A 405-nucleotide genomic window follows, 5' to 3' on the forward strand; every position below is an offset into this window, starting at 1 on the left:
TATTTACATTATCTACATCTTCACCAATTTCTACAACTTCGCCAATAAATTCATGTCCTAAAATCGCTCCAGGAGTTGCACTGTGTCCTGGAGGAATGCTAAGTATATGCAGGTCAGTGCCACAAATACCGGCAGCTAAAACTTTTACCAAGACTAACTCTTCCCTTCTAATTTTCATGAACTGTTCAGGTTTGTACTTTTTTGGAATTATCAAATCTTTGCTTAAGTCTGGCTTTGGGACATCTTCAACGACTAATTTTCCTTCTCCTTTAAATATGGCAGCTTTCATTTTTGATCACCTCTTCATAAAATACTCATAAAGCTCCAATTGATTTTAGCTCATCTCTCAATGCTTGCAATTGATCCTCATTCAAAAAAATCAACGGACTTCTCAGTTCGCCCATA

Annotated in this window: 1 protein-coding gene; it reads right to left on the bottom strand. The window is 36.8% G+C overall.

The genetic code is table 11. The annotated features are described in order from the left end of the window. Window positions 1–289, bottom strand: a 289-nt coding sequence (locus E3E23_RS10000) for an alcohol dehydrogenase catalytic domain-containing protein (RefSeq protein WP_206205716.1), incomplete at its 3' end; no start/stop codon positions are given. Between the last annotated feature and the right edge of the window lie 116 nt (window positions 290–405).

This window comes from Thermococcus sp. CX2 (genome assembly GCF_012027555.1).
Lineage (GTDB): Archaea > Methanobacteriota_B > Thermococci > Thermococcales > Thermococcaceae > Thermococcus.